Source organism: Methanosphaera sp. ISO3-F5 (genome assembly GCF_034480035.2).
Taxonomy (GTDB): Archaea; Methanobacteriota; Methanobacteria; order Methanobacteriales; family Methanobacteriaceae; genus Methanosphaera.
The window spans coordinates 1,266,762-1,278,706 of sequence record NZ_CP118753.2 but is presented as its reverse complement, the minus strand read 5'-3'; the positions used below and the strand labels follow the sequence as shown (position 1 = coordinate 1,278,706).

The following is an 11,945-nucleotide window of genomic DNA, read 5'->3' as shown; positions in this document are numbered from 1 at the left end:
CACATAAACATACAAACAAAAAAAAGGTGAAACACATGGGATTCCTAAGCCAAGTAATCGGACACGCAGACATAGGCGGAGACATAAGCATAATAGAAGAATACCTATTCGAAAACGAAACAGTAATACAATCATTCCACTTCCTAAGAGACTCAATAATACTAACAAACCTAGGAATATACCTAGTAGACATACAAGGACTCAGCGGAAAAAAAGTAGAAGTAAAATTCTTCCCCAAAAAAACAATCAGAACAATATCATTCGAAACAGCAGGAACATTCGACATAGACGCAGACATAAAAATAGGAGTAACAAACAACCCCGAAATACTACCAGAAGGAGGATCAGTAAACGTACCAATAACCTTCAAAGTACCATCAAACCAAACACAAGAAGCCAAACAAATAGTCAAACTAATCAAAAAACACTACCTATGCGACTAAAAAAAAGAATAGATATGGAAACATATCTTATCCACCTACCCTCCAAAATCCACAAATTATTTTTCAATTTTTTAATATATGTAATATAATTAGAATACGAAGTAATTGTTCTGTATTTATAGCATATTTTATTATTTCAGAGCTATTAATAAAAAAATGTACTAATAATAAAAAAAGAATAAAAAGATATATTGTATGAATAGAATAATATAATCTTTAGTATAAATTATTTTTAATAGGATATTTATACATCATTTTATATATTAATCATTATTTTTTCTATCTTTTAATGAATCAATTTTTAAATAAAATGGTCTTGAAGGATTTAAATGATTTTCACTATTTTTAGTAGGGCCTACAAATATACATTCTCCTTTTTTTAAATTGGATATTTTTTCAGTCCATTTAAGTTTATCTTCATTATTGGTTGTAAAATCTGAAGCTACATTTTTTATTTTGTCTGTTGGATGGAAATATATAATATTTTCAGCTATGTTAAATGGATTTTCACCAGTTTTTTTAATGATACCATTAATTGTTTGAGTAGCAAACCATGCACTCCAACCTTTTTTTCTTCCTTCTTTTAAAATTTTAACAGAAGGAGATTTATCTGTACTAAAATCTAAATTTTGTGCTTCGTCTAATACAATATTAAATGGTTTTTCTTCTGATCCGTATATTAATTTATAATTCCATAAATCCCATAATATGAATTCAGTAATTATTTTTTGGATATTTTTGGAATATCCATGTAATTGAATTATTATCACATCTTTTGAACGTTTATCTAAACATGACCAATCAAATGTTTTATCATTCATAAATGGATCATATAATAAAAATTCATTTATTTGACTTAAAACTGACTGTGAATTTTTATCATTTTTATTCATTAATGCATTTTTTAGAATATTAAAATCCATATTTTCTTGATTATTATTTAATTCTTCAAATATTGTTGTTAACAATGTATTTTCTTGTATTGGTCCTATATTGTATACAGAACTAAATATACTTTTTATTTTAGAAGATATATCTAAATAATCTTCTTCAAATTGTTTTCTGAAAGGATTTAAAGGGAATTTATCTTTTTTAACATTAAATATTTTTAAATTTTCTCCTAAAAAATCTTTTATTTCATCTTTTAGTTCGTTTTCAGTAAATGCATCACTATAATCTATAATTAAAGTAGGGATTTTTTGTTTAGACATTTCATAAATTAAGCATTGCATGAAATAAGTTTTCCCATAACCTGATTTACCCGATATTAATACATGTCTATTAGATAATTCTTTATGTCCATACTCTATGAATATTTTCTTATTACTATGAGGAATAGTACCAATTAATGTTCTTATGTTATCTAATGGAATTTCTTGATTCAAACTATCAAAACGATGAGGTTTATAAATCATACCCTTATTATTTTTTTCGGAGTTTATATCATTATTTTCATCATTTATAAAATCTGTATCTGGAGTATCATTTTTAATTGGTTCTGTAGTTGGATTTTCATTGTTGTTTACAGAAACATTTTTTTCAGATATTTTTGAATTATAATTATCTAATATAAATTTATGTTCTGGTAAAACCACAACATCATCTTTCATTTTTTTAATAATACTATCTACATTATCTGAAATTCCTTCAAAGGCATATTTTTTTGGTAATTCGTATAATTGGGTTTTATTTTCTGAATGAATTTTAATGTTTTCAAGATCTTCACGGAAATTAAATATTGCACAGTCTAAGATATGTTTTTTTATTTCTTTAGAAAAATTATAATCATCATTAAGTAATTTAGGTTTAATTTTATCTAAAATGTCACTAGTATCATTCCATAAATCCGTTAAAGATAATTTTTTATAATTTGCTAAAGCAATTTGCATAATGAAATTTCTGAAAAACTTACTTTTAAAACTTGAATTTTGTAATAGTTCTGAATTAAATATATAAGATATATTTATTATATTATCATTACTTGTTAAATCTTCTGAGTTATCAATATCGTTATTAATTTCTATAGGGTAGTAAACTATTTCAACATTGTATTCAGTATCATATTCTAATCCTACAAACAAAATATAATCCATATTTTGATTATTATTTAATAATTTATGCAATTTTGAATCAAGGGTAATATTAATAGTTTTACATATTCTATTAATTTCATCTAAACTAATAGGTATCCAAATGATATTCTCTTTATGTAATATGGATAGTATATATTTTATAGCCGATATAATACTTAATTTATCTCTATTAATTTGATTATTATCACTTATTACTCTTAATAACCATTCACCATTTATTCCATTAAAAATTTTTAAATTGTTTTCCATATATTCATCATTAGATTCATAATTATTTTCATTTAAGAAAAGTTTTATAATGTTTTCATATTCTTTATTTTGATTTGACACTGTAATTGTATCGTATTTATTCGAAGAAGTGTATTGTTCACTATAATGAACTATAATTAAATTATCATTAGTATCAAAATATTCTAGTCCAAATACTGGTTCAATAAAAGTTACCCAAACTGATTTATCATATAATAATTCAATATCATCAAATTCAGGTGTTTTTGGTTTAATAGTAATTGATTTACCTTTAGAATAAATATCTTCACCATTATTTTTTGTATTATGTATTATTTCATTAGTATTAATAGCGGTTTTTAAAAGTAAATTATTTTTATTACGTAAATTTCTTGTACCAAATCCTACTTTATAATTATTTCCTGATTTAAATGCAGTTGTTTCTGAAAGTAACCCATTTAAGTATACTCCAGTTTCAACATTTTCCATATTACTATTAGAAGTACCAATATTTGTGGATGACTTATAAAAGGATATATGTGCATATTCGAATGTTTTAGTAATGTTTTTATCAATTTTGTAATAGGTAATATTGTTTTGAATTATTCTTAAGATATCCGATGGATCAAAATCTTTACTATTGATTTTTATGTCAAAAATATCCTCCAAGTCAGACTCATTGTTACATTTAAATAGATAATCGAAAAAACTTTTATCTTCGTTGTTATAAATATTTAATTCTACTGGTATTATACTTCTAGATTTTTTGATATATGAATAAATAAAATTAAATATACCTTTAACTATTTCTTTATCATTTTGTATGTTAATAATATTTAATTTAAGAGGTGCTGGATCATTTGAATCGAATAGATAATAAAAAGTTTTAATAAATCTATTCATTTTATCTTCTATTACTTTAGCAATAAATTTATTTGTAGAACCTAGATTAACTTCAACTTCTTTTTCATAAATTATCCATTCTTTTGCAATGTTTTGTGTTAATGGTTTAAATATTTTATTATCTTCATTATAAATATAAGGTAATAAATTATCTGGTGTTAAACGATTTAATAAAGATTCTTCTATAGGTTCATTTTTTAACTGATGTTTTAATTCTATTTGATAAGCCATAACTAATGGTGATAAACTACTATAATAAATATTGTTAATTGATTTAAAAACACCTATCTTAGATAAATTAAATTTATTTGGATAATCTGATAAGGATTCTTCTTCTGTAATATTTTCAATTTCTTTATTATAAACTATTAAAAAATCAGTATATAATTTTTCTAAATTATCATCTAAATAAACTAAACTTGGATAACCACAAATAGTTTTTTCATTTTTCATATTTTCATAATAATTTAAAATATTTTCATACTTTTCTCTAATTTCGTTGGAAAGAAGTAGTTCTTCTGGTTCTATGTTATTATTTATATCTATATTACCGGAAAAGATTTTTCCTTTAACTATTTGTTCTTCTAATTTAAGGAATTTTTTAAATTTTTTATCAATAGAGAAAATATTTGATCCTTGAATAATTTTATTACCATTATATATGAAATTAGATTCATTTTCTCTTTTATAATTTGATATAGTGACTGATTGTTTAGGAATAACTTTTTCTTCATTTTCCTTTATAGCTAATGGAATTTTAAAAAATAAATCATAGGATAACTGGAATTCTATTAAGTTATTTGATTCACTAAATAATGAATTATCATCGTTAATAATTATAGTATCATTTAATGTTATAGGGATTTCTTGTTTTTCTTCAGAAATAATTATTTTATTTTTTTCATCACCAATACCTAGTTCAATTAAGTTATTATTATCTTCATTTAATATTTGAATATATTTTTTACTAGGCATTATAAGATAATTAGATTTTATAGGTTTCAGTATGTCTTCAGGACAATTAACTATTGCTATATTAAAAATATATTTCATACTAGATATATCTTTATGAGTATATGTAACTTTATTAAATGTAGTTGTATTAGGATTACTTTTTAAATTTATGATTAATTTCTTTCCTTTGGTAGTGGCAATTTTTTGAGATTTCTTATTAATAAATGATTTAGATAAAACTGAATCAAACATAAATTCCAATGTAATTTCTTCTAAATTATCAGGATTAAACACTATGATATGTCTTTTTCTTAATCCTGCTTTATTATTTTTTTCAGGTTTTTCCCAATAAATTAATTTTTCATTATTTACACTGTTATATTCATCATCATATTCAATAAAACCTTTATCTTTATTAATATAACGTTTAACACTATTATAATCGGTTTCATACCAGTTATCTTTATTTAATTTTGTTACTCCACTATTTGTATAACGTTTTTCTAATTTATCTTTAGGTTCTTCTAATCTATGTGCTTCAGCTACTCTTTCAAATTCATTATGGTTTTCTTTAATATGTTTTTTAAGTGTTTGTTTATGATTATCTTGATTTATTTTACTATCTGGGAATAATCCTAATTTAGGATATTGTTCTTCTAATATTTTACCTTGATTAATAATGGCCAAAACATCTTCATAATCCCATAAAGTAGTTTCATACATATCATTTAACATATTATCTAAATGAAAATTTAAACATTCCTTTTCATATTTATTTAAAGTATCTTTTGAATAAATTTCACTTTTTAAATTATCTGTTAAACGATTAATATTAAATGGCATTCCCCTATTTTGTAGATCTTTCATACCATTTTGAATACTATCAATTAAATTAATACCAATAATTAATAAAGCAGTATCTTTCCAAACATCATTTTGTTCAGTTACAGCATTTCTTAAAGTTACTAAGTAATCATTAGTAGCATTATCACTAGATGCAATAACTAATTTCAATGAATTAAAAGTAATTGTATAAGTTTCATAGGGGTTTCCATTATTATATTGAAATTTAAAAGGTTCAACTTTAATATTATTTCCATAATTAATAGCAACTTCTTTTAAATTATCATATAAATTTTTAACTTGATTTTTTTCATCAAATTCGATAAAAAATTTATCACCATTTTTTATTTGTCCTTCTAATGAAAATGTATCTATTAATTTCGTTGATATATATTTATAAAATTCTTCGGACATATTGTGCATCCCCACTATCACTTTTCTTATCAATTAAATTCAATTTCGTTAACAGATTTTCTATTTCTTTTTTACTTTTTTTATCAAAAAATAATCCTCTTAGTTCATATTCTTTAAATAACTGTTTTAATTTAATTTTTTCTTCTTTAATACATAATGCAGTAATTGCTAATAATAAATTATCAGAAATATTTAAAACATAACCATACCTACCTTTACGTTTTAAAAAATATAATTTACCAAGATTTTCTATTGCTTTGAAATATCTATTATTAGCAGCATTATAAAATGGATCATTGAAACATTCAAACATATAATCTATAATTTGAATATAATTATTTTCATTTAAAAAATCTTCATTTAAGTTTAATCTCGGATTTAAATCAACATATATTTTTATAAATTCTTTTAATACATATATAAAATCATTATATTCTTCATTAGACATATTTTCAATTTTTTCTATAATTTCGGAATATACTAATCCTTTAGTACCTAATAGTTTATTTAAATAAGATATTACTAAAATTTTAGTAACAATATCATAAAAATTATTATTTTTAATTAATGAATATCCGGAATTAATTGTTTTTCTATTACTACTGATATTCTCATTTGATGTTAGATAATATAATGGTTCAATTTTATTTAAATTATTGTTTTTATTATATAATTTAAAAGTCAGTTGGGTAATATAATAAAAGTAATAATAAGCCAAAAGTTCTTCTAAATTTGATGTTAAAAATTCTTCATTATTTTCAATAACAAATTCAATATCCTCTTTAAACACTTTTTTCACATAATTTAATTTAAGAACATAATTCGATGAAGATGTATTTTCCGGCAATACTATTAAATTCTTAAAAACTAAATCTGTTAAAATATTGTTTTTATAATATAACTCAGTTTTGTCATCATCTTTAAAATCAAAATAATCTCCAATACCTTCAACATCACTATAAAATAAGTCTGAAATGAATTGACCTATTTGAAGTTCATTAGAACGTTGTTTATTTGTTACTTCAGGAACATACATATAAAAATACGGATGAATAATATTTAATTCATTATTTTCATTAATTAAAAAAGATTTAATTAAGGCTTCAAGATATTTTTTATCATTTTTATCATAAGAAAAATTATCATTATTTATAATTTTATGAATTAATTTTTCATTTGAATACTCTTCAGTAATTTTTTTATGATTGAATATTCTTACCGAATTAGCAACTATCGTTTTAAAACCATTTTCAAATTTAGAATTTTGATTTGTTATAATAGGTAAATAAATTTGTTCCATTTTACGTTCAAATTTATGATTTGAAGTAATTACCTCAGATAATAATATATTTAAATTTTCATTATAATCCATATTAACACCTTGTAAACACATATTCGCCAAAACCATTTAATTCTAATTCAAATGAAACATTATCTTTCAGATGATGTATAATAAATTGTTTTTCATTATCTAAATTTATTAAATCATCAATAAAATCATTAAATAATAATAAATCTTTTTGCTCATTTTTATTTGGTTTATATCCTCTATTTAATTTAGTTATTAATTCATATAATTGGTAGTCAATTTTTAATATTTTATCTTCATCTACTCCTGATAAAGTATATTCTAAACTTAATTCTGTTTTAAATCTATTTTCATTATCTGGATCAATTAAGATTTCTTCATTCAAGTTAGTTGGTTTAATATTAAATTGTTTAGTGATTAAAAATGAACCAATTTGTTGAATACATATATTTTTTGTATTAAATCTTCCTTTCCAAGTATATATAGCTGATTCTACTTCCTTATATAATGTTCGTAATTGTTTTACTTCTCCTTTATTATAATAATACAAATAATTAACATAGTCTATATATGATTTTTTTGTAAATAAATCTTTGATATCAGGATTACCGAATATATTCATACATCTTATAATTGTTGATATAATTACAGATCTTTCTTCATCTTTTAAATTAGATATATTAATATTATCAATATAATCTTTAAAAAATAATAATGAATTCATATCCATATATTTAGACATTGTATCTGAAAATTTATCGGTTACATTCAATTTCATAAGTAAATCATCAGTTAATTCATTACGTTTTAAGGTTGGATCCTCTTTGTGTAAAAATTCCAATATGTCACATCTATCAGTAGTATTAAAGATTAAATTAGGTAATAAACATTCAAGATATTGTATAAATGATTCATTATTTTTAATTATTACATGGTCATAAGGTACTAAAATTTCATAAATAAAATTTAATAATTCTCTAGTAGAAATAATTTTCTTATATTTAATAATTATTTTTATAATATTTTCAATAATTATATCCTGTACTTTATCATCACTAAACATAATATAATTATAGAGAACAGGACTTTTTATATCATTATTTTTATCCTTTAAAAATGCTTGATAGAATGGATTATCCTTAACTGGTGAAGTAATTTTATTGAATAATTGTTTTATATATTTAGAATATACTTTATTATCTTTACTTTCATCAAATTCAAATAAATTATAATCTCCAAAATTTATAAGAGTTAAACAGGTAGAATCCTCTTTTGTGGAAGATTTATTTGTATCAAATATGTTTAAATCCTTAATTAATTTGGATAATTTAGTATAATTATTCAAAGCATATTCAGAATCTATAAAGTTATTTAAAACACCTAAATTAATGGAAATAATTAATTTTTCTGAATTATTATCAATATTCGTATCATTAAAATTAGATAAAATTTCCGAAAGAGTATCTATGCAAGTTTTAGAGGGATCATTACTTTCAGTAGCATCATTCCAATAATTAAAATTTTTCATTAAATCGCTATGATTTTTATTTAAATATGAGATTAAATGAGATTTACCATCTCCAACACTACCACATAATAAAATTAATTGGGAAGAATTCATTTTAGAAGCTATTTCTAATTTAGTAACTAATTCTTTTTGAATAGTTCTATTAATATGCATATATTCTTTAAATTCACTTAAATATCCAGAACCTTCAACGGCTTCTTTACTTGAATCCATTAATTTTGATAATTCATAAATTAAAAAACTACCTTTCTTTTGATTAAAAGTATGCTCTTTAATCCAAGATATTTTTTTAGGTTTATCAGAAGTAGAACCAGTTAAAGTATCAATTTTTTCTTCTATTTCTTTCATTCTTCTTTTTAAATCTTCATTTTCATCAATTTTTTTATAGAGTACACCAGGATATATTTTAATTTTAGATTTATCACATAAAATGGAATATCTTTCATAAAAAAATTGAAATATCTCATATAAATATTGATGAGTATTTCTACAATCTTCTTCTAAAATTTTATTTTTAGGGTGTGAAGCTTTATTACCCATTTTTCTAACATTATCACATTTATTTAAAATATCTGAAGTAATTGTAGTTTTAGATCTTCTAATTAACTGAAGTTTATTATGTAATTTTGAATCTACAGTTCCATATTCATACTTAGATTTTTTGATAGATTCATTTTTAATTATTATATCTACCAATACTTCTAAGGCTTTTCTTCCATTAACACAGGAATTATCGAATTTTTCATCTACTAACTCCTCTTCCATATTTTTACAATATTCATATGGTTCTGAAAATTCATCTTTTAGAAAAGTAAATGCATTTTGTTCCATTTAAACACCTTATTCTTCTTCAAAAAATTCATTTATGAGATTAGTTAATTCTATATCAAAATCTATACTACTATCAACATACCATTCATAAAGTTTTTGAATCCCACTACGGGCATACTCTTCACATATGGTATATATTTCATTTTTATCAATTATTACATCTACATCATTAACTTCTTGAATAGCTAAAGCAGTTAAAATTACTTCTTCATCGCTATCTTTGATATATGAATGTCTAATAAAATCATGACGTTTATTTATTTTTTTTCTTTTTTTCACGATAAATTTTCCAATCAATACTGCTAAAGTGAATATATGTTGATTATTTTTAAAATAGTCAGTTTCTTGAGTAAACATTTGGTACATTTTTTCAAATTCAGATTCATCTACATGAATAATTTCTTTAACAGTTTCATTGTAAATGCTAGTATTAGATTCATAATTTAACATTTTATCACCCTAGTTTCATCATCATTATCTAATGCAGATGCTAATAAATATTTTTTACCAACATAGTAATCTATTTTTTCTTTAAATAATCCTTCATATTCCTTATCCGTTACAAATAATGCCATTTGTTTGTTATTTAAATATTCTGGAAGGAATTCTGCGAGTTTTTCGCGAACACTAGAATCTAATCTACCCATAGGAGTATCAATTATAATAGGTAATTTAAAACCCGATAATGAATTTAACGCAATAACGAACGATAATGCTAACACTAATTGACTTCCACTTGAAGGATCAGTAGCAGATTTTTCAGATCCATCTTTCATAACAAAACTAACTTCAAAATCATCATTTATCAATACATCTTTATAAGATTTTTTCCAATGAATTTGTTTAAATTCTTCTGAAGTTAATTTTTGAAGTTTATTATGTATTGATCGTTTCATTTTATAATTCAATTGAGAACATATTTCTTGTAATTTTTCACAAAATATTAATTGGTTTGATATTCTATTGTGTATCTCCTGATTAGATTCTTCTTCTGCTATATGTATATTAATTGTATTAATTTTATTAGGAATATTTTTAGACCTATCTTTAAATTTACCAATTTCTTGATATAAATTTTCTATCTCTTTTTCATTTTTACTAATTTTTGCATTATTCTCTTTAATCATATCTATAGGAATTGATTCTAATTTAACATTAATTTCTTGAATTTGTGTTTTTTTATAAGATATTTCATTTTCTAATGTAATTATTTCACTTTGTTTTAATCTTAATGTGTCTTTCATATTTTTTGGATATTTCTTTTTTATATTTCTACAAATTGATAATAATTGATTTACATTTTCAGATATATTTGTGACATCATCGGTTTTATTAATTAATTCTTGTAATGTGTTATAACAATCAGAATTTTCATCTAATCGTGTTCCACAAATACATATATTTCTTTTAAGTAAATCTTCTAAAAATTCTTTTTTATATTTAGCCGGTATAAAACCTTTGTCTTCTAAAACTTTAGCTCTATTATCAAAATCTTTCAATAAGGAATTTGCAAGTATATAATTTATATTATTAGTCAAATATTTAGTATAACTTATGTTGAGATTTTTAAGATTCTCTTCTAAATTTTTAACTTCTTCTTTTAATTCTTCTTTTTTATTATATAATTCTTCAGAATTAGAATCAAATTCTTTAATTTTATTAGCTAAATTAACATTTTTATTCTTTAAATAAGTAATCGTTTCATTATGTTCCTCTATTTTAGATTTCAAATTTTTTTGAAGTTTTTCTAAATCTATTTTTTGTTTTTGGTATTCAGCTAATTTTGGAGCAATATTGGTTTGATTTTCTATTAATTTAACTCTAAACTTACTAATATGTTCTTCAGAGCGATCTAATAAATTAAGTTGCGATAAATTAAACACTGCTTTCTTAACAGATTTTGAATCTTTGTTAAAAAATTGAACTAATTGTTCTCCATCAAATAGATAATATTCGCGTAATTCATAAGGAAGATGTGTTTCAATGTATTGTGTTGGATTATCTATTGGAATATCATTGATTCCATCATTTTTAAAAATTTTAAAAACTGGTGTTTGAATTGCACGATCATTTTGACTCAATTTTTGACATGTTTGTTTTCTTTTAAAAATTATATTATTGTTTTCATTATCTTTCATGATAATTTCTACAATTACATCTAATGTTTCACCAATACTTATATTATTAAAAGCAGTACGATTCCAAATAGACTCCTTACCTTCTTTTTTATAAGACTCTTGACCATATAAACACCAGGTAAAAGCATTTAATAAACTTGTTTTTCCTTTATCGTTAGACCCCTCAATAATAGTAATATTTTTATCTCCTTCTGCAAATTCAATAGTAAAAGAACCATGATAAGGCCTATAATTAGTTACACTTATTGACTTTAATATCAT

General features: G+C 22.1%; 6 protein-coding genes. 1 reads left to right on the top strand and 5 read right to left on the bottom strand.

Features of this window, described 5'->3' with window-relative positions; all coding sequences use genetic code 11:
- Positions 1-35: 35 nt before the first annotated feature.
- Positions 36-443 carry a PH domain-containing protein gene (locus tag PXD04_RS17445; protein WP_323736091.1) on the top strand — a complete coding sequence of 136 codons (408 nt, stop codon included), beginning with the start codon at positions 36-38 and terminating at the stop codon, positions 441-443.
- A 263-nt stretch (positions 444-706) separates the two neighbouring features.
- On the opposite strand, the gene PXD04_RS17440 is transcribed toward PXD04_RS17445, so the two are convergent.
- Genes PXD04_RS17440 through PXD04_RS17420 form a run of 5 tightly spaced genes read right to left on the bottom strand, consistent with a single transcriptional unit; the run spans position 707 to position 11,945 of the window.
- The gene (locus PXD04_RS17440; protein ID WP_323736090.1) at positions 707-5,878 is read right to left on the bottom strand and encodes a helicase HerA domain-containing protein; all 5,172 of its coding nucleotides are present in this window, start codon (positions 5,876-5,878) and stop codon (positions 707-709) included.
- Complete coding sequence (dptG, locus tag PXD04_RS17435; protein WP_323736089.1) at positions 5,859-7,250, bottom strand: DNA phosphorothioation-dependent restriction protein DptG; 1,392 nt, start codon at positions 7,248-7,250, stop codon at positions 5,859-5,861. The genes PXD04_RS17440 and dptG overlap by 20 nt, the downstream gene beginning before the upstream one ends.
- 1 nt (position 7,251) lies before the next feature.
- On the bottom strand, positions 7,252-9,546 hold the full coding sequence (gene dptF, locus PXD04_RS17430; RefSeq protein ID WP_323736088.1) for a DNA phosphorothioation-dependent restriction protein DptF: 2,295 nt from the start codon (positions 9,544-9,546) through the stop codon (positions 7,252-7,254).
- A gap of 9 nt (positions 9,547-9,555) precedes the next feature.
- Positions 9,556-9,996: a hypothetical protein gene (locus tag PXD04_RS17425; protein ID WP_323736087.1), complete on the bottom strand. Its 441-nt coding sequence runs from the start codon at positions 9,994-9,996 to the stop codon at positions 9,556-9,558.
- Entirely contained in the window at positions 9,990-11,945 is a 1,956-nt protein-coding gene (locus PXD04_RS17420) for an AAA family ATPase (RefSeq protein ID WP_323736086.1), read from the bottom strand. Before PXD04_RS17420 ends, PXD04_RS17425 begins: the two co-directional genes overlap by 7 nt.